The sequence below is a fragment of the Faecalimonas sp. genome (assembly GCA_029264305.1).
Lineage (GTDB): Bacteria > Bacillota > Clostridia > Lachnospirales > Lachnospiraceae > Faecalimonas.
Genome location: JARICA010000019.1, coordinates 14,178 through 38,729, shown reverse-complemented (window position 1 = coordinate 38,729; position 24,552 = coordinate 14,178). Strand labels below are relative to the sequence as shown.

Genomic DNA, 24,552 nt, shown 5'->3' with positions numbered 1-24,552 from the left:
CTTCCTCTTATAATTCGCAGTTATTTACTGTTCTTGGGAATGGCACAACATCTCTAATATTAGACATACCTGTCAAATACATTACACAACGTTCAAATCCAAGCCCAAATCCTGCATGTCTTGTAGAACCATATTTTCTCAAATCCAAATAGAATTGATATTCTTCTGGTTTCAATCCCATTTCTTCCATACGAGCTAATAACTTATTATAATCATCTTCTCTTTGGCTTCCCCCAATAATCTCTCCGATTCCTGGAACAAGACAATCTACTGCTGCTACTGTCTTATTATCATCGTTCATTTTCATATAAAATGCTTTGATTTCTTTCGGATAATCTGTTACAAAAACAGGACGTTTAAATACTTCTTCTGTAAGATAACGTTCGTGTTCTGTCTGTAAATCTGCTCCCCATGAAACTTTATAATCAAATTTGTCATTATTTTTTTCCAATAATTCGATTGCTTCTGTATATGTTACACGAGCAAATTCTGAGTTAGCAACATTATGTAAACGTTCCAAAAGTCCCTTATCAACAAAAGAATTAAAGAAATTCATTTCTTCTGGTGCATTTTCTAATACATAATTAATAATATATTTTAACATTGCTTCTGCAAGCATCATATCATCATCTAAATCCGCAAATGCAATCTCTGGTTCTACCATCCAAAATTCTGCTGCATGTCTTGTCGTATTAGAGTTTTCTGCTCTAAATGTAGGTCCAAATGTATAAATGTTACGGAATGCTTGCGCATATGTTTCACCATTTAACTGCCCACTTACAGTAAGACTTGTTTCTTTATTAAAGAAATCTTGACTATAATCTACTGTTCCATCTTCATTCTTTGGAAGGTTATCCATATCTAAAGTTGTTACTCTAAACATTTCCCCAGCACCTTCACAGTCACTTCCTGTAATAATTGGTGTATGAACATATACAAATCCTCTTTCTTGGAAAAACTGATGAATTGCATACGCAATTAAAGAACGAACGCGAAATACAGCTTGAAATGTATTTGTTCTTGGACGTAAATGTGCAATTGTTCTTAAATACTCAAAACTATGACGTTTCTTCTGTAATGGGTAATCTGGTGCCGATGCTCCTTCAATGACTACTTCAGTTGCCTGAATTTCAAATGGTTGTTTTGCCTGTGGTGTTGCTACTAATGTACCTTTTACAATAATTGCCGCACCCACATTTAATTTAGAAATATCTGCAAAATTTTCCATTGTATCATGATATACGACCTGCAATGTTTCAAAAAATGATCCATCATTCACAACGATAAATCCAAACGTTTTGGAATCACGAATACTTCTTACCCAACCGCCAACGCTCACTTCTTTATCTAAATACTGCTCACGATTTTTATATAATTCTCTTACTGTTATTAATTCCATTTTCCCAACTCCTTTTTATATTTAATTATCCTTCCAAAAACTTCTGGACAATTATTCTCACTATTCTCTATAGTATACCTTATTTTCCATTTTATCGCAATTACGAATAACAATATATTTTTTAACTAATTTTTATTTCATTTTATATTTCTATTCTTTATCACGCCAACTTAGTATTTTTTCCGATTCCATTTTACCCTTATTTTTTCCCCTTTCATAAGAAAAATTGCATAAAATAATAGCACTTTTTTGACAGCCCTTCTCTTTTTCTTTTTGTATGGTGCTAACTCCTCCTTTTCCTAAATGAACTCGAAAATATTAAATGGATTATATCAGGTGAAAATAAACGGTTCAATATAAGGAATAAATATATCAAAAATAAGAAAAACCTTGAAAATTTTACAGCCATGATATATGATTGTAACGTTAAACAAGGTCTTACTAAGATTTCGCCGATTCCCGGCGTAAAATGAATCGTGTGTTCGTGACCTTCCACACGTAAAACAAAACTAAAGGAGAATTGAATATGAAAAACCAGAAAGTAACATTTTTGACACAAGCAGCAATGATTGCTGCAATCTATGTGGTGTTGACAGTAGTCTTTGCACCATTTGGCTTTGGAGAAGTTCAGGTTAGAATAGCAGAATCCCTCACGATTCTTCCATTTTTTACACCTGCAGCAATTCCTGGATTGTTTATTGGATGCCTTATTGGAAACATTTTAGGTGGAGCAATTATCCCAGATATTATTTTTGGAAGTTTAGCAACGCTTATCGCTGCTTGCTTTACATATGCTTTACGTAAAAAAAGTCCTTTTCTCGCTCCACTTCCACCAATTATCGCCAATACACTTGTTGTCCCATTTGTTTTAGCATACGGATACGGAGTACCTCTCCCAATCCCATTTATGATGCTTACAGTAGGACTTGGAGAAATCATTTCTTGCGGTGTATTAGGAATGATTGTATTAAAGGCTCTTTCTAAATATGAATATATTATTTTCAAAAATAATAAAATGATTTCTTAATAAAATAAGTCGTTGACATAAAATCAACGACTTATTTTTATACATTTTATTTTACATATCCAAAGAAAATTCCTTGACTTCCCTTTACCATATTTTGAATAACCGCTATGGCCTCCGTAGGTTTTTTGCCAGTATTCGGATTTAAATAGGTAATCATCTTATCATCATACCCAACTAACAAAATTGCAGTATTTGTTCCTGTCATCCCAATAACCGGAGTTCCTTTTCCAATTAAATAGCATAACTGCTCTACCGTACAACCACTTAAATCTACTGCTTCTCCTCCTGAATATTGATTTAAAATCTCTAAAGCAGATTTCCCATTTTGCATTTCTTTTGCTACATTCACTTTTTTCCCTTCATATTCTAATACCTGTCTTAAACTTGCTTGAAGAGAAGTTTCTCCTGCTTGTGTAGCAAATGCAGATGTATTTTCTATATTATATCGAAGTTGTCTATTTCCTCGTTCCCAAACTTTTGTCTGTTTAGAAGTAACCACCACTCCTCGTACTGTGTCTGCTTTCACAATAGCAGCCCCTGCTGTTTTATAAATTCCCTGTAATTTCCCTCTTCCATAAACATAGTAACCTTCTTCGTCGTCTACTAAATTAAATTCAATCACTACTGGTTTTTTCTTCAATAACGGTTTCTTCTCAAGACATTTTGGCGTTCCTGTTAATGACATTTTCGTATCTTCTAATCTTGTTACTCTTCCCTTTGTTTCAGATGTATCTGTTTCAATTGTAACAGAAGGTTCTTCTTGTTCTTTATTATTTGTGATGTAATGTTGAGTGATGTTAGAATACATATTTCCATTTTTTTTCACTCTTTCCAACGTAATCATATTATGTTCTGTTTTTGCGTTAACAACATAAGTTTCCTCTTCTTGGTAAGATTTTACTACTTTATTTTTCTGATTTCGAATTTCAACTTTATATAATGGAATAATCTGATTACCAGATACATTTTTTCCAATATCATCTTTCTTACCAATTCCATAAACTGCATCTCCCAAAACAAATGTAAGTGGGCGAATAATTTCTCCATTTTCTGCTTTTACTTTATATTTCTTTCCATTTTGCAGGTTATGAATAATTATCTCTGTTGCTTCTGTTAATTTTCCATTTGACTGATATGCAATATGTTTTCCATCACTCGAAACAATATATTGCCCTTCTTCCAAATTTTTTACTAATACAGAGCGTTTTTGTGTTTCTAAATCAATCTCATACAAAGTTCCTTCAAACATTACATATAGCTTATTTCCCTCTTTACTATAATAAGCAAGTTGTATCAAATTTTGTGCTACAATTTCACCTGATTTTCCACTTGGAATAAATGTTTTCTCTTCCACATAATTATTTTCACTATTAAAATAATAGATGCTCGCTCCAACTTGTCCCTCGTGCATTCCACGATTCATATATCCACACACAACAAACGTTAAATTTCCCTTATCATCCATAGAAATTAGATTGATTTTATGATTATCATTTTTACTTCGAATATCATTATTCTTTTCATCTGCAAAACTAAAAATGAGAGAAGCCTGATTTTTTTCTTTATTATAGCTCCATACTTCTCTTTCTTGAACAAAAGAAATCATATTTTCCTTTTCATTTAAAATATACTGAACATTTTCTTCCGCGATTCCAAGTTCAATTCCTTTTGCTGAAAAATCACTCTCTTTTCCTAAAAACACCTCATTCATTGTACGCTCATAATCTTCTAATGATCCTTTTCCTTTAATAAAACGCACTTTAAAAAATTCAGTCACATTATATAAATTGTTTTCTTCTCCTGTTTTACATTTCACTTGATACTTAAGATAAATGGAAGTATATGTTTCTGTGCTCTCTTTAATTTGCCACTCCACATCACCAACTATCTCCGGCTTTAAGCCGTTCCAACCAATTTGCTTTATATCGGAATTCAAATTTACTTTCTGAAGTGAATTTAAATTTGTATTTGTTCTTCTTTCCAATCTTGGTTTTAATGTATTTACTTGTTCTGGATCAAATGTTTTCTTATGAAAATCATCTGCAAATTCTAAGCATTGCTGTACATGCAATTCCGTCGCCTTTAACACTCGCGTGTAATAAAAAACATCCTTTCCATTATCCAATGTTAATTTTATCTTTAAAATTTTCTCTTCTCCATCTGAAATTGTATCTCCAAATTCCATCCGAACATGATCTTTCACTTTTTTAATTGTATGCTGTTTAATACTTTCCTTCCCGTCAAGTGTACATATTTCATAAGTAAGTGATTTGATTGTTCCCTCATATCCAGATATATCAGCTTGTACAGTAGTGCCTACCGAAACTGGTAAAACCATATCCCTTGTTGATGCAATATCTATGCTTTCTGTATACCCTAAAAGTGTATTAACCTTATATTTTCCTTCCTGAAAGGAAATGACTGGAAGACTTGCTTTTTCCATTTGTCCCGTCTTCTCTGTGATTTTATTATTAAAAACTATACCCAAAATAACAGCTGCTACAATAACGATAACAGCTATTACACTTCCTGCTATTATCTTTTTCTTCATCTATACTTCCCCTTTATGTTCTAATAGTTTTTTCAAGGTCAACGAAAGATTTAACTGTTCTTCACACTCTTCAATCTTTTCTGTGTTTTTTCCCTTCTTCCCAGTTTTTATCGCACGAATCAAAATATTTTTAGGCGTATGTTCCATATCAATAAACTCTAAAATCTGCGCCTCATATCCTTCTTTTTCTAAATAGTCTGCTCTAAGTGCGTCTGTCACAAGAGCTGAAATCCTTTCCTTAATTAAACCATACTTCAAAATTGGCTCTAGCACTTCATTCTTTATTTGACTATTGGCCTCATGCTGACAACATGGTACAGATAAAATAACTTTTGCATTCCAACCGATTGCTTTTGCTAATGCATAATCTGTTGCCGTATCACAAGCATGAAGTGTTACAACCATATCCACCTCATTCACTCCTGTGTAATCTGCAATATTTCCTTCTAAAAACTTTAGTTTCTCATATCCATATTTTTCACTCAATTCATTACAATGTTGAATTACTTCCTTTTTTAAATCCAATCCGATAATCCGCACATCATACTCTTTTAGTTCATGTAAATAATAGTACATCGCAAATGTTAAATATGATTTTCCACATCCAAAATCTAAAATGGTAATTTCGCGTTCTTTATTCAATTGAGGTAATATATCTTCAATAAATTCTAAAAAACGATTTATTTGTCTAAATTTATCAAAACGTGTTTTAACAACTTTTCCTTCTTTTGTCATCACACCTAAGTCATATAAAAAAGGAACGCTTTTTCCTTCTTGCAAAATATATTTTTTGGAACGATTATGTGATAAATCAACTTCCTTCACACATCCTACTTGTTTTTTTTGTTTCACAGTTACTTTTCCTTTTTTGCTAACCAAAACAGTGTATTGTAATTGTTTTGTTTCTAACTGCATCTGCTTAAATTCTTCCATCTTTCCTACTAAATACAAAATAGTTTCTTCTCTATTATAATTTTTATGAAATGCTTGCTTATTTTCAAAAATTTCGCATTGGAATAAAAGTTCCCCTTTCACGATAATTGGACGGACTTTTATCTTTATTATTCCTCCCTTTTTTTTCGGGTTACTTATTATCGCTTGTATGAAATCTATATGTAAACTTTCCTCTAAAATATTTCTAATTTCTTCCATAAATACCTCTTTAAAATTTAATCACATAATATTGTAATGCCTATCCGTCTCAAACGCAAGAAAGACAAGGAATATTTTAGAATTCCTCGCCTTTTCTTCATAATTTTGTTACATTTCTATCTCTTTTGTAACAGTTGAACATATTTGCGGAAAAGTAATCGTTACTTTAAATAAATCTCCGTCAATATAGATTTTAAACTTTCCTCCTTGCATTTCCGTTAAGTTTTTAGCAATAGATAGTCCCAAACCACTACCTTCTGTACTTCTTGAAACATCTCCACGGATAAATCTTTCTGTAAGTTCATCTGCACTAATATTTAACGGATATTCAGAAACGTTTTTTAAAGATAATACAACTTCTTGACCGTTCGCAATCATATCTACATAAATTCTCGTCGATGCCATAGCATATTTAGCCGCATTATTATAAATATTTTCAATAACTCTCCACATGCGTCGCCCATCCGCACGGATAATAACTGGTTCTTCTGGTACATTCACAATTGCTTTTAAATCTTTTTTTTCAAATTTTTCAGCAAACTCACCAGTAGTCTGATGTATCATCTCAACGAGATTTAGACTGACATATTCCAAATGAATATTTCCTGAACTAATTTTAGACGCCTCTACAACATCTTCTGTCAACGTCTTTAGTCTCTGTGATTTTGTATCTAAAACATCCAAATATCTCTTCACTTTTGGATCATCAAATTTCTCTTGTTTCAATAAACCTACATAATTGATAATAGAAGTAAGTGGAGTCTTAATATCATGAGATACATTTGTAATCAAATCTGTTTTTAATCTCTCATCTTTCAAACTCTTTTCCACTGCACTTTGAATTCCTTCTCCAATTCGATTAATCTGTCCTGCTACTTCTTGACTATCTTTTGAAAAATCTTCCAAAGAAATCTTATATTTTGCATCTCCATTAGCAATACGTATAATTCCTTTTTTGATTTTTTCCTTTTCAATGCTTCTTTGTGCAATCTTAATAATCATATATATATCAACTGAAATTCCAAGAAGAATAAAAAAACCTGAATTTGTTATCATTAAAAGATTCATAACCAACATTACACTTCCTATTATTACCACTTGTGTAATACTGCTCCGATTTCTATACAGATGAGCAAGTGAATGAAAGAACCATTTACAAATACTATTTTTCCATAAATTTTTTGCCTTAATTCTTCTAACTAAACTTAAATATGCAATTAGAAATAAAATCCCTGTTACAAATGTTACTCCACCAATTCCTATAAATGTTGCAATAGTGATTCTTCCACCTCGCAATGGCTCCATATGAAAAGAATTCGCGTATGGCTTTATCTGTTTCAAGTAATAGTCTAGCACTAGTATTACTTCTATCACAAGTGGTGCACCTAAACCAACCATAAAACATGACCAAATCTCTGTTTTCCATTTATCAAACCGATGCAATGCTAATTCTGTATATTGGTTTGAATGTCCTGCAACAGCAGTCAACCAAATAATTACAACAAGAAAAAGTACTATTGAATAACCACCTATAACAATCACATTATCCACATATGGTGCATATCGTTCATATACTTCTGCCCAATTATAAAACGAATCCTGTATTGGATATTTTGTATCTACCGAAAGAATCAATTGATAATTTTCCGGATAAGTCATAGTATAATCAACCATATGTTGCCAATCTGATAACGCCACGCCATCTTTTGCCATATTCGTAGTACAATCGACAAGTTTAGGTGCAACTACAACATATTTGCTCTTTTCCAACATATCCGTTTTTCCATTTTCTATATTCTCCCATATAATGTCTCGATTCGTTTCTAAGCGTCTCGTATTATAATCTATATAAAGATACGAAAGATTTGTATTTCCTTGAGAAAAATAATATTTATAGCTATCATACTGTTCTTTTGAAAAGGAAACTTCCTGTTTCATTTCATTTAAAACTTGTTGCATCTTTTCTAATGAACCATTAAATTTATCCGAAGTATTCGCTAATTCTATAAGTGTTTTCCCTTCTGTTGTTTTTATTAAAGTATCCAGTGGGAGTCCAAAAAACCATACTTTTTTATAAACTAATTTTCCGTCTTTATCTTGTACTTCTCCATCTGGAAGGTACTTGTCCGTTTCCATCTTCTTCAATATTTGTGCCTGCTGCTTTTTACTCGTAGCCTCTGTTGGAAAGAAATATTGTTCTTCTCTTGCCTCACGAATAAATTCTTTGAATTTTCTATACTGATATTTTCCACTTGGAGTTTTTTCAACAACAATTTCATAACCTTCTTGATCAGATGTTTCGCTTAATAAATCTTCTAAACGAAAACTAAACTCCCCTACACCTTTTTTTAATTCAACCATGTCTTCTAAATTTTCTATTACAATAGACTGTGTTAAATCTTCTTTTCCATCTTTTTCAATCAACTTTTTACTCTCTAAAAATTTGAGTAACTCCTGCGCTTCATTTTTAACTTGTATAGAAAATCCCCTTGTATCTTCATAATTTCTTTCACTCTTTTTTATAAATAATTCCTCATAATTATTTCCCGGATATGCTAATCCAATTGCTAAACAAACACTCATTAATATGAACGAGATTCCTGTAAGCAATATTAAAATCCCTTTACAAAAGGCTGATTTATACCATTTCTTCATAAACATCCCTTTCTAAAGTTTCTCTATCTTATATCCAACTCCCCATACAACTTTTAAATATCTCGGTTCTTTCGGATTGATTTCAATCTTCTCTCTAATATGCCGAATATGTACTGCCACTGTATTATCAGCTCCAATTGCATCTTCGTTCCAAATGCGTTCATATATTTGGTCGATAGAAAAAACTTTTCCTTGATTTTTCATTAATAACAATAAAATATTATATTCAATAGGCGTCAGTTTTACTGCTTCTCCATCCACAGTTACTTCTTTTAAATCATCATCAATAGATAATCCTCCTACTGTATATACTGCACTACTATTTTGTACAACTGTACTTCCTAATTTCGTATATCTTCTTAACTGTGATTTTATCCTAGCAACTAATTCCAACGGATTGAATGGTTTTGTCAAATAATCATCCGCACCTACATTGAGTCCTAAAATTTTATCTGCGTCTTCTGATTTTGCAGATAAAATAATAATTGGCAAACTATTTTCCTCACGAATTTTTAATGTCGCTCGAATACCATCAAGCCTTGGCATCATTACATCTATAACTAATAAATCTACCTTTTCTTCCTTTTTTAAAACTTTTAATGCTTCTTCACCGTCATAGGCTTTCAACACATTATATCCTTCCTGTTTTAAATAAATTTCAATTGCTTCTACGATTTCTTTATCATCATCACATACTAAAATATTAAACATTTCTATCACCTCCTTTGTAGTATACAAGATTAACATGGATTTTTTAAGAGTCTAATCTAAAAATCCTTAAGAAAGTTTAAAAATTATTCACTTAATAATTGTATTATAATTCGCAATTTAGTATAATAAAGTAAATTTTTTCAGAGAAAGGAGTTTATATATGGCAAATTCAATAGACAAAGTATTATTTGAAATCACCCCTAAAATTCAACAATTAGCAGAACTCTGTGCAAATAATAACGCTATAGACAAAGAATTATATACTAAATATGAAGTAAAACGTGGACTCCGTGATGTAAACGGAAAAGGCGTTTTGGCAGGTCTTACAAACATCTCTGACGTTTGCGCCAAGAAAGAAATCGATGGTGTAGAAGTTCCATGTGAAGGGAATTTATATTACAGAGGATACAACATCAAAGATCTTGTAAACGGTTTTTTGGATGCAAAACATTTTGGATTTGAAGAAGCCGCATACCTTCTACTATTTGGAAATCTTCCAAACAGTAAAGAATTAAATGATTTCCACGAAACATTGATCGAAAGAAGAACTCTCCCTCCTAATTTTGTTAGGGATGTCATTATGAAAGCACCTAGTAGAGATATGATGAATAGTCTTTCTCGATCCATTTTGAATTTATATTCTTATGATGAAAAAGCAGATGATACTTCTATTCCAAATGTTTTGCGACAATGTCTGAATCTGATTAGCCAATTTCCTATGCTCATGGTTTATGGCTATCATGCTTACAACTATAGACGTGGAGATGATTTATTTATTTATGCACCATCTCCAAATCTATCTACAGCAGAAAATATTCTAATGATGCTTCGCAAAGACAAGCAGTATACAAAATTTGAAGCAACTGTTCTTGATATGGCACTTGTACTACACATGGATCACGGCGGCGGTAACAATTCTACTTTCACTACACATGTTGTTACTTCATCTGGAACAGACACTTATTCCACAATTGCTGCAGCTCTTGCTTCTCTAAAAGGTCCAAAACATGGTGGTGCTAACATTAAAGTATCCCAAATGTTTGAAGATATGAAACAACATGTATCTGATTGGGAAGACGAAGATGCTGTTCGCCAATATTTAAATGATTTATTAGATAAGAAAGCATTTGATCAAAAAGGTCTAATTTACGGTATGGGACATGCTATCTATTCTATTTCAGACCCAAGAGCAGATATCTTTAAAGGATTTGTAAAACGTCTGGCTATAGAAAAAGGTTGTGAAAAAGAATACAACCTATATGCCATGGTAGAGCGCCTTGCTCCTGAAGTTATTGGAGAAAAACGTAAAATTTATAAAGGAGTTAATGCAAACGTAGACTTTTATAGTGGACTTGTATACGGTATGCTTGGACTTCCAAAAGAACTATATACTCCAATTTTTGCAGCTGCACGTATTGTTGGTTGGAGTGCACACCGATTAGAAGAATTAAAAAATGTAGATAAAATTATTCGTCCTGCCTATCGCCCTTTATGCCCTTATCGAGATTATGTCAAACTGGAGGATAGATAACATTTATGAAACGGCATTTTTATTATCTGTCGCAGGATAAGAAAACGAACATTCATGCAATTGAATGGATTCCAGAAGGAAATATTTCTGCTATACTTCAAATTTCCCATGGTATGGTAGAATATATAGACCGATATGATGAGTTTGCACACTTTTTAAACAAACACGGTTATTATGTTGTCGGGCATGATCACTTAGGACATGGAGATTCTGTACAATCAAAAGAAGATTGGGGATACTTTAACGAAAAAAAAGGAAATGAATGTGTTATTGGAGATATACATCAATTACGTCAACTTACACAAGAAAAATACCCTACAACTCCTTATTTTCTTCTGGGACATAGTATGGGATCTTTTCTAGTAAGACAATATCTTACCATGCATGGTTTAGGACTATCCGGAGCAATTATTATGGGAACTGGAAACCAACCTCTTTCCCTAATTAAACTTGGCAAGATCTTCTGCCGTATTACTGCAACATTTAAAGGATGGCATTACAGAAGCAATTTTGTAAACAATATGGCATTTGGTGGATATAATAAAAAATTTTCCCCATCTCGTACAACAATGGATTGGTTAAGTCGGAATCCGAAAAATGTAGATACTTATTTAAGTGAAGAACGCTGTAACTTTATCTTTACGGTAAACGGCTATTATCATATGTTTAGGGGCATAGAACATCTTGCAAAAGACAAAAACTTTAAAAAGATTCCCAAACATCTCCCTATCTTTTTTATTGCTGGAGAAGAGGATCCTGTTGGAAACTTTGGAAAAGGGGTAAAATCGATCTTTCAAAAATATAAAAATGGTGGTATACAAGATGTTTCCTTAAAACTATATAAAAATGACCGGCACGAAATCCTAAACGAAAACGACAGACAAACTATCTATATGGATATTTATGAATGGCTTGAAACAAAACGAATTTCCTGCACACATTAAAGTAATCCTATGCTATACTGATACCAAGATAAAAATGTTAGGAGATAGAAATTTATGAATACGCCCAAATGTACTTTAGGCAATCCTCAAAATACGATAGAAATATTACAAAAATACGAATTTTCTTTCCAAAAGAAATTTGGACAAAACTTTTTAATTGATACACATGTATTAGATAAAATTATCTCTTCTGCAGAGATTACAAAAGATGATTTTGTATTGGAAATCGGTCCAGGAATTGGAACAATGACACAATACTTAGCCTCTGCAGCTAGAGAGGTTGTTGCCGTTGAAATAGACAAGGCCCTTATACCTATTTTATCTGATACATTAAGCGAATTTGATAACGTCACTATTATTAATGACGACGTATTAAAAGTAGATATACGTGCTTTGGCACAAGAACGTAATAATGGTAAACCAATTAAAGTTGTTGCAAATTTACCATATTATATTACTACACCAATTATTATGGGATTATTTGAAAGTAATGTCCCTATTGCAAGCATTACCGTCATGGTACAAAAAGAAGTTGCCGATCGTATGCAAGTCGGACCAGGAACAAAAGATTATGGTGCTTTATCCTTGGCTGTACAATATTACGCAAAACCCTATATTGTAGCCAATGTTCCTCCAAATTGTTTTATGCCAAGACCTAAGGTTGCTTCTGCGGTAATTCGCTTAGAGCGACATGCCGAACCGCCCGTTTCTGTTTTAGACGAAAAACTTATGTTTAAAATTATACGTGCATCTTTCAATCAGCGAAGAAAGACTTTAGCCAATGGATTAAATAATTCTCCTGAAATAAATCTTTCAAAAGAGATTATTACAGAAGCGATTGAAACACTTGGAAAAGGTACAAGTATACGTGGAGAAGTTCTTACGTTACAAGAATTCGCCACATTAAGTAATACTATAAGTAAGTTATTATAATTTTATTTCAGAAAGGAGATTGCCTATGCAATATCAAATCAAAGGAGAAACTTTACCAGTTGTTATCTGTAATCTAGAAGCTGGTGAAAAAATGATTACTGAAAAAGGATCTATGTCTTGGATGTCACCAAATATGCTTATGGAAACGAGCACCAATGGTGGTATCGGAAAAGCATTTGGTAGAATGTTTTCCGGCGAATCTATGTTCCAAAATATTTACACTGCGCAAGGTGGAAACGGAACAATCGCTTTCGCCTCTAGTTTTCCAGGATCTATAAAAGCATTTCAAATCAGTCCGGAAAATGAAATGATTTTCCAGAAAAGTGCTTTCTTAGCAGCTGAAGCTAGTGTTCAACTTTCTATGCATTTTCAGAAAAAATTAGGTTCTGGTTTGTTTGGTGGTGAAGGATTTATTCTACAAAAAGTATCTGGATACGGAACTATGTTTGCTGAATTCGACGGTCATGTAGTTGAATATGAATTACAACCTGGACAGCAAATCGTGATAGATACTGGACACTTAGCAGCAATGACAGCTTCTTGCCAAATGGATATTCAAACAATACGAGGCGTAAAAAATATTGTATTTGGAGGAGAAGGACTTTTCAACACAGTCATTACAGGACCAGGACGTGTATGGTTACAAACAATGCCAGCAAGTAATGTGGCCGGTGCATTAATTCCTTACTTACCTAAAGGAAATTAATTTTTTATTTATTGATATACACAAAAAGGGTTGTTTCTACTTTGTAGAAAACAACCCTTTTTGTTGGCTAACATCAACATGATGTTAGTTCATTATTTAAAGGAATGAGAGTAAAGTGTACACCTTAAATTCATCTTAAGGTGAAAATTTACTTTATGAGGGGGGGAGATAGTTGTTGTTTATCAACTATCTGACTCTTAGTATAATGATTAAATGTGTCCAAAATATGTTCAGACTATAAAAGAAATAGAAATTTTATTAACGTAAAATAAAACGCACTTTATTTTTCTTTCAAAACATACTTTCTAACAATCGAAAAGGGGGCAGGACCAACATCTAATACCGCTCGATGAAAATCTCTTTGTGAAAATGCTTTTCCCTTTTTTTCCACCATATCTTTTTTTAATTCCAAAAACTCTACATATCCTATATAATACTTTAAATAATTTGCAGGTGTAGAAACAATCAATTCATAAATTTCTTCCACCGTTTTCTCTTCTTTAATACCATATTTCTCAAAAAAACTGACTGTATCTCTCAAAGACCAACCATCATAATGTATACCTATATCTGCTCTAGCATACAAACCAAGTAAAAGGGAACTGTTTTTCTGCTCTAAAATTGCCCGTTCCCGATCCATTGGAGTAAGATAATAGGAACACATTTCCGCATAAGTCGCCCAACCTTCCACATATCCACCAAAATTCAAAAGACTACGAATGGGATTCGGATTTTTAGAAGAAAAATATGTAGTCTGGTATAAATGACCTGGATATCCCTCATGAGCCAGTGTGGTATACAAATGTAATTTTTCCATATTATGCGAACGGTTAATATATATCACATTTTTTTCGGTATGATCAATACATGGAATCAAATAAAAAGCAGGGCTTAAATACGGCTCCATATCTCTTGGCACAAATTTAATTTCTGTTTCCACTTTAGGAATTTTCGGAAAAACTTTTGTAATCTTTTTTTCTAGATCTTTTAAATAATTCTCTGGAGTATTCTTTTGCAAAGAAAAAACAGTTGCTGCTACTTTCTCTCCTACTCCTTTTTGACTCATCGCAAGTAAATCTTCTGTCATCTGTTTCTGAATTAACGATTTTAACTCAGAAATTTTTCTTGAAGAACCCGTTTCCATTTTCACTTTATATTGATAGTATTTTTTCCCATTTGGAAAGTGGCAAACCCCCGACGAATTTTCACCCTTTCCACGCATTATTTTCAATTCCTCAATTAACTTATTATAAGAAGGAAATACGTTACTTTCTAACCTTTTCTCATTTTCTAAAAGATACTGTTTTTTCTCGTTCTCTGTTAAAGAACTAATCTTTTCTAATCGTTGGCGAAAAGTTGAATAAAGATAATGGTTTTTCCCTTGAGAAATCACCGACTCACACTGCTTTATAATAGAGTCTACCCCTTTATCTGAAAGAAACAATCCTTTTTCTGCCTTCTCCTTCTCAAACTCAATAAGCGAATCAAAATATTCTGGTGTTTCTTTCAACAATTGTAAATAGGTATCCACATCTTTTTTTTTCGCAAAAGAATATTCTGCTAATAAAACCGGAAGTTGTGTCTGTATACCCGTAATCGCATTCAATGGTTCCTCATACAGAAGATATTTTCCCCCTTCTTTTTGCAGTTGCAAATGTGATTTCAGCACATCATAGGTTAACCTGTTCTCTTTTGATAATTTTCTGTATGGAAATTTTTTTAATAGATTCTCACAATTTTCCACAGATGCTAGTGCTGACATTTTATCTGTGGAAAAATCTCCATATGTTACAGGTACATTGAAAACACCATATTTTTCTGGATTTTCCAACGTATAGTGTAAGTTAATAGTGTTTGCGGAAACTTCTTGTTGAAACAGAGATAGTGTAAACTTTTCAAAAGTTTTATTGACATCAGAAGAACTTGGAATAAAATGATTTGCCAGCAGAGAAACGGTAAGTAAAATGGCAAGAAGAACTGAAATATGACGTGCCTTTTTGGATTTCTTTGTAAAAGAGAATTTCATAAAATTCACCCTACTTTTTTTACAGTGTATGAAAAAAAGCAGGGTGTTATACTATCAAAATCTATTCTTTTACGATTTTTATTTTGAGGAGATAGTCTGCCTGTTTCTCTGAAAATGACTTTCCGCACTCATTTACATTGACCCATTTAAATGTAACAATGTTACCTTTCGTAACATTTAGGAAAATTTCTGTATCTTTTTCATTCCTACAACCACCTAACAGACATACCATTAGGACAAGTAAACTGCCGATTAAAATTTTCTTGTGTATTTCCATGCATTCTTCTCTCCTCCTAACCAATCTTCATATCCTATTCATCCAAATGAATGTCCTACTAGTCCTAAATGCATAGGTTTATCAATATACTATCATATTAATTATTTTTTTTACTATATTTAATTTATTTTTTATTATTTTCACATTATAAATACCTACCTGATCATTCCCAATCATTGACAAAAAAGCAGGTCTATGTTACGATTTTTAAAGATATAACGAAAACGCAGTGACGAAAAGAGTAAGTTTCTTGAAACTTTACAGAGAATTCCCAATATGCTGAGAGGGATAGGCGAAGAGAAACTGAACATGGCTTCTGAGCGGTATATTGAGCAAATATATATTTGTAAGGTATAATGGGTTCGCCCTTTACAGCGAGTGGGTATGCATTTGTACCCATTAAGGTTTCTGTCGTGAGGCAGAGATAAACAGAAGTGGTAACACGGGTAACACTCGTCTTCTCTAATATTTAGAGAAGGCGATTTTTTTCGTTTAAAAGCAAAAGGAGAGAAATTATGGAAAACAAAAAATTTTATATGACAACTGCCATTGCCTACACATCAGGCAAACCACATATTGGAAATACTTATGAATTTGTTCTTGCAGACGCAATTGCAAGATACAAAAGAAGCCAAGGATATGATGTATTTTTCCAGACAGGAACAGATGAACACGGACAGAAAATCGAATTAAAAGCCGAAGAAGCTGGAGTATCTCCAAAAGAATTCGTTGATGGTGTTGCTTCTCAAGTAAAAGAAATTGCAGATATGATGAATACTTCTTATGACAAATTCATTCGTACAACTGATGAATATCACGAAAAACAGGTACAGAAAATTTTCAAAAAATTATATGAGCAAGGAGATATTTACAAAGGACATTATGAAGGAATGTACTGCACACCTTGCGAATCATTTTTCACAGAATCACAATTAGTAGACGGAAAATGTCCTGACTGTGGTAGAGAAGTACAACCTGCTAAAGAAGAAGCTTACTTCTTCAAAATGAGTAAATATGCTGACCGACTTATTGAACATATCAATACGCATCCCGAGTTTATTCAACCCGTATCTCGTAAAAATGAAATGATGAACAACTTCTTACTACCAGGTTTGCAAGATCTTTGTGTATCTAGAACATCCTTTAAATGGGGAATTCCTGTTGATTTCGATCCAAAACATGTTGTATATGTTTGGCTTGACGCATTAACAAACTACATTACAGGAATTGGATATGACTGTGGTGGAGAAAACAAAGAACTTTTCAACAAAAATTGGCCTGCTGACTTACATTTAATTGGAAAAGATATTATTCGTTTCCATACAATTTACTGGCCTATTTTCTTAATGGCTTTAGATCTTCCACTTCCAAAGCAAATTTTTGGACACCCTTGGTTATTACAAGGCGACGGAAAAATGAGTAAATCAAAAGGAAATGTTATCTATGCAGATGAACTTGTAAATATGTTTGGAGTTGATGCTGTGCGTTACTTTGTTCTTCATGAAATGCCTTTTGAAAATGATGGTGTCATTACATGGGAATTAATGGTAGAACGTATGAACTCAGACTTAGCAAATACATTGGGAAATCTTGTGAACAGAACGATTTCTATGACAAACAAATATTTTGGTGGAACTGTTACAAATAAAGGCGTACATGAAGAAGTTGATGCTGATTTAAAAGCAGTAACTGAACACACACCAAAAGCAGTAGAGGAAAAAATGGACAAACTTCGCGTTGCAGATGCGATTACTGAAATTTTCAATTTGTTCAAACGCTGCAACAAATACATCGACGAAACTATGCCTTGGGCTTTGGCAAAAGAAGAAGAGAAAAAAGACAGATTGGAAACTGTACTTTATAACTTAATTTATAGTATCTCTTCAGGTGCTGAATTACTTTCTTCCTTCATGCCAGAAACAGCAGAAAAAATTCTTACACAGTTAAATGGTGGAAATGTAACAGATAAACCTGAAATCTTATTCCAAAGATTAGACTTAGAAGAAGTAATGAAAAAAGTAGCCGAACTTCATCCTCCTGTAGAAGAAGAAAAAGAAGATGATGTGATTGACATTGAACCAAAAGAAGAAATCACATTTGATGACTTTATGAAATTACAATTCCAAGTTGGAGAAATTATTGCTTGTGAAGAAGTTAAAAAATCTAAAAAACTACTTTGTTCTCAAGTTAAAATAGGAAGCCAAGTAAAACAAATTGTTTCTGGAATAAAAGCACATTATACAGCAGAGGAAATGGTTGGTAAAAAAGTTATGGTACTTGTAAACTTAAAACCAGCTAAATTAGCTGGCGTACTTTCTGAAGGAATGTTATTATGTGCTGAAGATGCTGAAGGAAATCTTGCATTATTAACACCAGAGAAATCAATGCCAGCAGGTGCTGAAATCTGCTAATTCATTTAGGAGGAATTAAATGATTTTTGATACACACGCTCATTATGATGATGAACAATTTAATGACGATAGAGATATTTTATTAACTCAAATGGAAGATAATGGCATTTCTACAATTATTAATGTTGGAGCCAGTTTAGATGGTTGTAAAAATTCTATTGCCTTGGCTGAAAAGTATCCCTTTATCTATGCATCTATTGGTGTACATCCGGATGAAGTTGGAAATTTAAATGAGGAAACTTTTGCTTGGCTAAAAAAACAATGTGAACATAAAAAAGTCGTAGCTGTCGGTGAAATTGGATTGGATTACTACTGGGATAATGAGTCACACGATTTACAAAAAAAATGGTTTATCGCACAACTCAATATTGCAAAAGAAAAAAATCTTCCTGTTGTCATTCACAGTCGCGAAGCTGCACAAGACACTCTCGAAATTATGAAAAAATATGCCAAAGATTTAACTGGTATTATTCATTGCTTTTCCTACTCTGTAGAGATGGCAAAAGAATATATAAAAATGGGATTTTATATTGGTATTGGAGGCGTTGTTACCTTTAAAAACAGTAAAAAATTAAAAGATGTCGTTTCAGAAATTCCACTAGAACGAATTGTACTTGAAACAGATTGTCCTTATTTATCTCCTGTTCCAAACAGAGGAAAACGTAACTCCTCATTAAACCTTAAGTATGTTATAGAGGAAATTGCAAATATCAAAGATATTTCACCGGAAGAAGTTATTCACCAAACAGAACAAAACGCTTATACGGTTTATCAAAAATGTAGAAAAAATGTTTCTTAATTTCTACTTAAGAAAATTTCGTTTTCTTTAATGAAAGCAACATAATTTAGACACATTTTTCTTTTATACTAAAGTCAGATAGTTGATAAACAACAACTATCTCCCCCCTCATAAAGTAAAACACATCTTGAAATCAAGATGTTGCACTTTACTCTCATTCCTTTAGATAATAATAAAACGACGAACCCCGTTATCCATATGGATAACGGGGTTTCGCTGTTTTATATTGTTATCCAACAATCCATACACTCGCCACAATTCCAGCTAGAGTTGCAATTAATGCACCAGCTAGAGTATATCTCGTCTTTTTTACTCTTACTGCCATAAAATACACACTCATTGTATAAAAAATAGTCTCTGTACAACTGATCATAACAGATGCAATTAATCCTATTTTTGAATCTGTTCCATATTGCTTAAAAATATCTAATACTAATCCCGTAGCAGCTGACGAAGAAAACATTCTCACAATCGCTAAAGGCACTAACTCTCCTGGAAAACCTATGTATGAAGTAAATCTTCCTAAAATATTTCCCAAAAATTCTAAAAATCCAGATGCTCTTAAAATTCCAACGGCAACCATAAGGCCAATCAAAGTCGGCATAATTTTTATAACAGTCAAAAAACCATTTCTAGCCCCTTTAATAAACTCATCATATACATTTACATTTTGCATAAGTCCATACATAACAATTCCCAAAATTACAACTGGAACAATAAAATTTGAAATATACAATAAAAACCGCACATTTACTCCTATCTTTCCTTCTTATTATTATATTTTATGTAATACCCAAAAAAATATTTTAAAAGTCTTTTCCTTATACATTTTTTGTTTTCTTGGCCATAACTAATGCAAACACAATTCCTGCAATTGTACTTATTGTTGTTGCCATAATTCCTGCTCCAATAATTTTTGCAGGATTTACGCTGCCATATTGACTTCGATAAGCAATAACATTAATTGGGATCAATTGTAAAGATGATATATTGATAATAAGAAATGTACACATATCACAACTTGCTATTCGCTTATCTCTATTTGGATTTAATTCTTGTAAATATTTCATTGCCATAATTCCTGCCGGTGTTGCCGCCCAACCTAAGCCAAGAAAGTTTGCAACTATATTTGTTGTAATATATTTTTCTGCTAAATGCTCTTTTGGAACACCTGGAAATAATATATGTATGAATGGTCTAATTTTTTTTGCTATTATATTAATCATTCCAGATTTAGTCGCAATTTCCATAATTCCAACCCACATAGACATAATCCCAATCATCATAACACATAAATCTACTGCTTCCTTTGCAGAATCTAAAGCACCATTCGTAATATCTGGCATCTTACCACTAAATACTCCAAAAATAATCCCTACAATAATCATTCCACCCCAAAGATAATTCAACATATATTTTATCCTTTATGTTTTTTTATATCATATGCTTTCCGTTTGTAAAAATACAAAAAAGAGTGGAAATTTCAATTCATTTCCACTCTTTATATTTCTATTCTACTTTAATTTTTCTTCTCTGCAATCGGCGATTTACAATTCCTCGAAGCAACGTATATACAACTGAACTAATCGGAATAAAAATTAACATTCCAACAATTCCCATTAGACTTCCTCCAACACTTACTGCCACTAAAACCCAAATGGATGGAAGTCCTACTGAATTTCCTACCACATGAGGATAAATTAAATTTCCTTCTATCTGTTGTAGTACAAAGAATAAAATAAGAAATCCAATAGATTGTAAAGGATTCACCATAAAAATAAGTAGTGTTCCTACTGCACATCCAATAAATGCTCCAAAAATAGGAATTAATGCTGTAAATGCAATTAATACACCAACCAAAAGTGCATATGGCATCTTAAATATACTCATTGTTACAAAAAACATACTTCCTAAAATAATCGCTTCTACACACTGACCTGTCAAAAAACTAGAAAATGTTTTGTATGTCATAGAAGATATAGCAATAAAAATCTCCATCCAATCTTTAGGAATAAATGCATACCCTAATTTTTTTACCTGTATATTTAATTTTTCTTTCTGAAGTAAAATATAACAAGCAAAAATAAATGCAATTGCAAATGTAGTTATTCCATTAACAATAGACTTGGCTACGGCAAACGTTGAATCTAAAACACTTCCTGCACCATTTCTAAAGAAGTCAATTCCTCCTGCAATCATTTTATCCCAATCAAATTCTAAATTTTGAATCCAATCTAAAATTTCCTTATTGTTATGAAATATATCCTCTGCCCATCTTTGAAATTCAGGGATAAACATCTGAATAGTTTTTCCCAATCCTGTAACTGTATTTGCCAATTCTGGAGCCACAATAAATACTACTAAAAATACAATTCCAAATACAAATACAATAGTCATTACCAAGCTAATTGGTCTTGCAATTTTTTGTAAAAATTTATTTGTCTTGACCATTTTATTTCCAAATATTTTTTCTTCAATAAAGTGCATCGGAACATTTAATACAAATGCGATTGCTCCACCAATTAGAAATGGAAGAACAATATTCAATACATATCCTAAAAGTTCAAAAAACACTTTGTAATTCCATATGATCATTAAAACAACTATGGTAAATACAATTAACCCTCTGATTTTCCGAATAGTTTCTTTATCTAAATTCATACATTCACCTTCCTAATCTATTTTTTACGAATAAATTTCAGGAACTGAATAATTGGAAGATTTATAAGTGCGAGTCCGTATACAATCATTAACTGAGAAAGATTTAATGTCTGTACTTTAAAAATACTGTTTAAGGCAGGTATCATTAACACAGAAGTAATCAAAACAAGCCCCAACAAAAATGCGCCGATTAAATAAATATTATTGAAAAATCGTTTTGTCAAAATAAGTGGTCTGTCTGATTTACAGTTAAATCCATGAACAAGTCTAGCTGTACAAAGTGTACCGAAAGCCATTGTACTTGCTAATAATGCGTTTCCGTTTTTATATCCTATCATAAATGCAATCATTGTTGTTGCACCAATAGACAACCCTTCCACACCTATCTTTAGCATAAATTCTTTTGTCAATATAGACTCATTCATTGGACGTGGTTTTTCTTTCATCACCGCTTTCGTATGTGGCTCTAACCCTAATGCAATTGCTGGTAAACTATCCGTCAAAAGATTAATAAACAATAAGTGAACTGGCGCAAATGGCACAGGCAACCCTGCAATTGCAGCATAGAGAACTGCTAAAATCCCACCAAAATTTCCTGATAATAGAAATTGTATAGAACCTTTGATGTTTTTATACACATTTCGTCCATTTTCTACTGCTTTTATAATAGTTGCAAAATTATCATCAGTCAAGACCATAGATGCCGCATCTTTTGATACTTCACTTCCTGTAATTCCCATGGCAACTCCTATATCAGCTTGTTTTAAAGCAGGAGCATCATTTACACCATCACCTGTCATAGAAACAATATTTCCCTTTTCCTGCCATGCACGCACAATTCTTATTTTATGTTCTGGAGATACTCTAGCATATACAGAAATACCCTCTACAAAAGTTTTTAACTCTTCATCTGAAAGATTATCAATCTCAGAACCTTCACATGCTTCAGATTCATCTTTTAAAATGCCTATTCTTTTCGCAATTGCTGCTGCTGTAATCTTATGATCACCAGTAATCATAATCGGTTTAATTCCTGCACGAATACATTCTTCAACAGCCTGTGCGGATTCTTCTCTCGGCGGATCCATCATCGAAATTAATCCAACAAAAATCAAATCCTGTTCATCTTCTAATACCAATTCATGTCCCTTTTCAATTTCTTTATAAGCAAATGCAAGTACACGAAGCCCTCCTCTTGAAAATTCTTGATTTTGCTCCTCGATTATTCTTTTATCATCTTCTGTAAGTTTCTGTACATTTCCATTTTTCCAAATACGGTTCATTCTCGTAAGTAAAACATCAACAGCCCCTTTTGTAATCATTACTGAAGTTCCATCTAGCATATGTGCTGTAGACATTAATTTTCTATCGCTATCAAAAGGTATTTCACTCATACGTGGAAATTTTTCTCTTACAGATTCTGCTCCAACTCCTAATTTGTTTCCTAAATTGATTAATGCTGTTTCTGTTGGATCCCCGATTTCTACTCCGTCAACATTCGTAGCATCATTACATAAAATACTATACCTTAATAGTTCTTTTTGTTCCTGCTTTTGGATATCAATATCCTTCGCCAAAATACGTTTTTCATTTACATAATAATCTTCCACAGTCATTTTATTTTGTGTTAATGTTCCCGTTTTATCTGAACAGACAATCGATACACTTCCAAGACCTTCAACGGCCTGTAATTTACGTATAATTGCATGCTCTTTTGCCATTTTTTGTGTTCCAAATGAAAGAACAATTGTAACAATTGAGCTGAGTGCTTCTGGAATTGCTGCTACGGCAAGGGCTACGGCAAACAAAAATGCATCTCCTATAGCATCTCCTCTTAATACACTAATACCAAATAAAATAGAACAGAAAATCAGAATAATAATAGACAACTTTTGTCCAAACTGATCTAAATTCATTTGTAAAGGTGTTTTTTTCTCTGATGTTGTCTTTAATAATGTTGCAATTTTTCCCACTTCTGTTTCCATTCCAATTGAAGTAACAATAAATGAACCACGCCCATATGTGACAAAACTTCCAGAAAACACCATATTAACTTGATCTCCTAACGGCACTTCTGCAGATATAGTGTTTTCTGATTTTTCTACTCCAAGACTTTCTCCCGTTAAAGCACTTTCATCAATTTTCAAACTAGCATTTTGTAAAATACGTCCATCCGCTGGAACATAATCTCCAGCTTCTAACATAACTTCGTCACCTATTGTCAATTCAGATGACGGAATTCGTATAACAGTTCCATTTCTTAATACTTTTGCAGTAGGTCCTGATAGTTTTTTTAAACTGTTCAAAGACTGTTCTGCCTTTACGGTCTGCACTGTTCCTAAAATCGCATTCATTGTAATAACGATAAGAATAACGGCTGTACTTTCCACGTCCCCCAAAAATCCAGAAACGATTGCTGCTACAATCAAAATAATCACAAGGAAATCTTTAAATTGCTCTAAAAATACCTGAAATGTGTTTTTTTTCTTTCCTTCTACCAATTCATTCTTACCATATTTTTCTTGATGTTTTAACACCTCTTCATCTGTCAGAGGATCCAGTTTACCATTTATTTCCTTTCTTACTTCCTCTGCTGACATTTGATAATATCTTTTCATACATTTTCCTCCTACTTTCCGTGCACAAGGTTTAGTATACCCTTTTTCAATAAAAAAGAGACCTTTATTGCACGTTAATAATGCAATAAAAGTCTCACTATTTCATTACGATACGGATGAGTATTCATCGTACTGACGATATCGTACACGC

17 protein-coding genes and 1 pseudogene are annotated in these 24,552 nt (G+C 32.7%); 7 read left to right on the top strand and 11 right to left on the bottom strand.

All coding sequences use genetic code 11. The annotated features are described in order from the left end of the window. Positions 1-7: 7 nt before the first annotated feature. Positions 8-1,399 carry an asparagine--tRNA ligase gene (asnS, locus tag ACY2U7_RS06485; RefSeq protein ID WP_461812555.1) on the bottom strand — a complete coding sequence of 464 codons (1,392 nt, stop codon included), beginning with the start codon at positions 1,397-1,399 and terminating at the stop codon, positions 8-10. Positions 1,400-1,925: 526 nt separating this feature from the next. Here asnS and ACY2U7_RS06480 point away from each other — a divergent pair. Then, complete coding sequence (locus ACY2U7_RS06480) at positions 1,926-2,426, top strand: QueT transporter family protein (RefSeq protein WP_461812554.1); 501 nt, start codon at positions 1,926-1,928, stop codon at positions 2,424-2,426. 46 nt (positions 2,427-2,472) lie between these two features. Here the strand turns inward: ACY2U7_RS06480 and ACY2U7_RS06475 are convergent, their stop codons facing one another. The 4 genes from ACY2U7_RS06475 to ACY2U7_RS06460 all read right to left on the bottom strand — a co-directional run bounded on the left by ACY2U7_RS06475 (position 2,473) and on the right by ACY2U7_RS06460 (position 9,495). After that, the gene (locus ACY2U7_RS06475; protein ID WP_461812553.1) at positions 2,473-4,977 is read right to left on the bottom strand and encodes a hypothetical protein; all 2,505 of its coding nucleotides are present in this window, start codon (positions 4,975-4,977) and stop codon (positions 2,473-2,475) included. Beyond that, positions 4,978-6,129, bottom strand: coding sequence for a class I SAM-dependent methyltransferase (locus ACY2U7_RS06470; protein ID WP_461812552.1), 1,152 nt, complete (start codon positions 6,127-6,129; stop codon positions 4,978-4,980). A gap of 108 nt (positions 6,130-6,237) precedes the next feature. Further along, the gene (locus ACY2U7_RS06465) at positions 6,238-8,784 is read right to left on the bottom strand and encodes a sensor histidine kinase (RefSeq protein WP_461812551.1); all 2,547 of its coding nucleotides are present in this window, start codon (positions 8,782-8,784) and stop codon (positions 6,238-6,240) included. A 12-nt stretch (positions 8,785-8,796) separates the two neighbouring features. After that, positions 8,797-9,495: a response regulator transcription factor gene (locus ACY2U7_RS06460; protein ID WP_461812550.1), complete on the bottom strand. Its 699-nt coding sequence runs from the start codon at positions 9,493-9,495 to the stop codon at positions 8,797-8,799. A 160-nt stretch (positions 9,496-9,655) separates the two neighbouring features. Here ACY2U7_RS06460 and ACY2U7_RS06455 point away from each other — a divergent pair, with 160 nt between their 5' ends. The 4 genes from ACY2U7_RS06455 to ACY2U7_RS06440 are packed head-to-tail and all read left to right on the top strand — an operon-like array spanning position 9,656 to position 13,609. Beyond that, positions 9,656-11,026 (top strand): citrate/2-methylcitrate synthase, encoded by a 1,371-nt coding sequence (locus ACY2U7_RS06455; RefSeq protein ID WP_461812549.1) that lies wholly within the window; start codon positions 9,656-9,658, stop codon positions 11,024-11,026. 5 nt (positions 11,027-11,031) lie between these two features. Next, positions 11,032-11,970 carry an alpha/beta fold hydrolase gene (locus ACY2U7_RS06450; RefSeq protein ID WP_461812548.1) on the top strand — a complete coding sequence of 313 codons (939 nt, stop codon included), beginning with the start codon at positions 11,032-11,034 and terminating at the stop codon, positions 11,968-11,970. A 54-nt stretch (positions 11,971-12,024) separates the two neighbouring features. Then, positions 12,025-12,903, top strand: a complete 879-nt coding sequence (gene rsmA / locus ACY2U7_RS06445; protein WP_461812547.1) for a 16S rRNA (adenine(1518)-N(6)/adenine(1519)-N(6))-dimethyltransferase RsmA — start codon at positions 12,025-12,027, stop codon at positions 12,901-12,903. A gap of 25 nt (positions 12,904-12,928) precedes the next feature. Continuing rightward, the gene (locus ACY2U7_RS06440; protein WP_461812546.1) at positions 12,929-13,609 is read left to right on the top strand and encodes a TIGR00266 family protein; all 681 of its coding nucleotides are present in this window, start codon (positions 12,929-12,931) and stop codon (positions 13,607-13,609) included. 280 nt (positions 13,610-13,889) lie between these two features. Here ACY2U7_RS06440 and ACY2U7_RS06435 read toward each other — a convergent pair whose 3' ends face one another. Both ACY2U7_RS06435 and ACY2U7_RS06430 read right to left on the bottom strand, forming a co-directional pair. Continuing rightward, complete coding sequence (locus ACY2U7_RS06435; protein WP_461816084.1) at positions 13,890-15,635, bottom strand: DUF885 domain-containing protein; 1,746 nt, start codon at positions 15,633-15,635, stop codon at positions 13,890-13,892. 61 nt (positions 15,636-15,696) lie between these two features. Beyond that, a complete protein-coding gene (locus tag ACY2U7_RS06430; RefSeq protein WP_461812544.1) occupies positions 15,697-15,912 on the bottom strand; it encodes a hypothetical protein in 216 nt (71 codons plus the stop codon). A 494-nt stretch (positions 15,913-16,406) separates the two neighbouring features. On the opposite strand from ACY2U7_RS06430, the pseudogene metG reads away from it, so the two are divergent. Together metG and ACY2U7_RS06420 are read left to right on the top strand one after the other, a co-directional pair. Beyond that, positions 16,407-18,323, top strand: a pseudogene (metG, locus tag ACY2U7_RS06425) (methionine--tRNA ligase); the annotation flags it as partial. 19 nt (positions 18,324-18,342) lie between these two features. Beyond that, the gene (locus tag ACY2U7_RS06420; protein ID WP_461816083.1) at positions 18,343-19,122 is read left to right on the top strand and encodes a TatD family hydrolase; all 780 of its coding nucleotides are present in this window, start codon (positions 18,343-18,345) and stop codon (positions 19,120-19,122) included. Positions 19,123-19,351: 229 nt separating this feature from the next. On the opposite strand, the gene ACY2U7_RS06415 is transcribed toward ACY2U7_RS06420, so the two are convergent. The 4 genes from ACY2U7_RS06415 to ACY2U7_RS06400 form a co-directional block, all read right to left on the bottom strand. Beyond that, positions 19,352-19,870: a spore maturation protein gene (locus tag ACY2U7_RS06415; RefSeq protein WP_461812542.1), complete on the bottom strand. Its 519-nt coding sequence runs from the start codon at positions 19,868-19,870 to the stop codon at positions 19,352-19,354. A 73-nt stretch (positions 19,871-19,943) separates the two neighbouring features. Then, positions 19,944-20,534, bottom strand: coding sequence for a nucleoside recognition protein (locus tag ACY2U7_RS06410; RefSeq protein WP_461812541.1), 591 nt, complete (start codon positions 20,532-20,534; stop codon positions 19,944-19,946). A gap of 97 nt (positions 20,535-20,631) precedes the next feature. After that, positions 20,632-21,783, bottom strand: coding sequence for an AI-2E family transporter (locus ACY2U7_RS06405; protein ID WP_461812540.1), 1,152 nt, complete (start codon positions 21,781-21,783; stop codon positions 20,632-20,634). 17 nt (positions 21,784-21,800) lie between these two features. Continuing rightward, positions 21,801-24,401 carry a cation-translocating P-type ATPase gene (locus ACY2U7_RS06400; protein WP_461812539.1) on the bottom strand — a complete coding sequence of 867 codons (2,601 nt, stop codon included), beginning with the start codon at positions 24,399-24,401 and terminating at the stop codon, positions 21,801-21,803. Between the last annotated feature and the right edge of the window lie 151 nt (positions 24,402-24,552).

Bases quoted from the DNA above. Each gene is read 5' to 3' on its own strand.
- rsmA (WP_461812547.1), top strand. From the start codon at position 12,025: ATGAATACGCCCAAATGTACTTTAGGCAATCCTCAAAATACGATAGAA.
- asnS (WP_461812555.1), bottom strand. From the start codon at position 1,399: ATGGAATTAATAACAGTAAGAGAATTATATAAAAATCGTGAGCAGTAT.
- ACY2U7_RS06465 (WP_461812551.1), bottom strand. From the start codon at position 8,784: ATGAAGAAATGGTATAAATCAGCCTTTTGTAAAGGGATTTTAATATTG.
- ACY2U7_RS06400 (WP_461812539.1), bottom strand. From the start codon at position 24,401: ATGAAAAGATATTATCAAATGTCAGCAGAGGAAGTAAGAAAGGAAATA.
- ACY2U7_RS06430 (WP_461812544.1), bottom strand. From the start codon at position 15,912: ATGGAAATACACAAGAAAATTTTAATCGGCAGTTTACTTGTCCTAATG.
- ACY2U7_RS06480 (WP_461812554.1), top strand. From the start codon at position 1,926: ATGAAAAACCAGAAAGTAACATTTTTGACACAAGCAGCAATGATTGCT.
- ACY2U7_RS06470 (WP_461812552.1), bottom strand. From the start codon at position 6,129: ATGGAAGAAATTAGAAATATTTTAGAGGAAAGTTTACATATAGATTTC.
- ACY2U7_RS06450 (WP_461812548.1), top strand. From the start codon at position 11,032: ATGAAACGGCATTTTTATTATCTGTCGCAGGATAAGAAAACGAACATT.
- ACY2U7_RS06420 (WP_461816083.1), top strand. From the start codon at position 18,343: ATGATTTTTGATACACACGCTCATTATGATGATGAACAATTTAATGAC.
- ACY2U7_RS06405 (WP_461812540.1), bottom strand. From the start codon at position 21,783: ATGAATTTAGATAAAGAAACTATTCGGAAAATCAGAGGGTTAATTGTA.
- ACY2U7_RS06435 (WP_461816084.1), bottom strand. From the start codon at position 15,635: ATGAAATTCTCTTTTACAAAGAAATCCAAAAAGGCACGTCATATTTCA.
- ACY2U7_RS06410 (WP_461812541.1), bottom strand. From the start codon at position 20,534: ATGTTGAATTATCTTTGGGGTGGAATGATTATTGTAGGGATTATTTTT.
- ACY2U7_RS06440 (WP_461812546.1), top strand. From the start codon at position 12,929: ATGCAATATCAAATCAAAGGAGAAACTTTACCAGTTGTTATCTGTAAT.
- ACY2U7_RS06460 (WP_461812550.1), bottom strand. From the start codon at position 9,495: ATGTTTAATATTTTAGTATGTGATGATGATAAAGAAATCGTAGAAGCA.
- ACY2U7_RS06455 (WP_461812549.1), top strand. From the start codon at position 9,656: ATGGCAAATTCAATAGACAAAGTATTATTTGAAATCACCCCTAAAATT.
- ACY2U7_RS06475 (WP_461812553.1), bottom strand. From the start codon at position 4,977: ATGAAGAAAAAGATAATAGCAGGAAGTGTAATAGCTGTTATCGTTATT.